This window comes from Mesorhizobium sp. M4B.F.Ca.ET.143.01.1.1 (assembly GCF_004792275.1).
Lineage (GTDB): Bacteria > Pseudomonadota > Alphaproteobacteria > Rhizobiales > Rhizobiaceae > Mesorhizobium > Mesorhizobium abyssinicae.
The window spans coordinates 1-376 of the sequence record NZ_SRSR01000143.1 but is presented as its reverse complement, the minus strand read 5'-3'; the positions used below and the strand labels follow the sequence as shown (position 1 = coordinate 376).

Here is a 376-nt window from a genome sequence, read left to right as displayed (position 1 = left end):
GGCCGATGGTGATGATCGGCGAGCCATCCATCGACATGTCGCAGACGCCGCCCCAGGAGCGCAGCATGCGCACGCGGGCAAGGCCTGGGAAAAGCGCCAGCATCTCGCTCATCACCTCGTCGACGATGGGCAGATTGCCGCGCTGGGCGTAGCTGTTGTAGCCGTCGATGTCGCCGCCATAGACAAGGCCGCCCTTGTCGGACTGCGACATGTAGAAATGGCCCATGCCGAAGGTCACGACGGTGTCGATGAAAGGTTTCAGCGATTCGGTGACGAAGGCCTGCAGCACATGGCTTTCGATCGGCATCGTCTCGACGCCGGCCAATTGCATGACGCGGCCGATGCTGCCGACCACCGCGACCGCCTCTTTCTTGGC

Annotated in this window: 1 protein-coding gene; it reads right to left on the bottom strand. The window is 63.0% G+C overall.

Annotated elements, in window-relative coordinates; genetic code table 11:
* Window positions 1-376 (bottom strand): FAD-binding oxidoreductase (locus tag EN786_RS36350; RefSeq protein ID WP_135910082.1); only part of this gene is annotated, 376 nt, incomplete at both ends.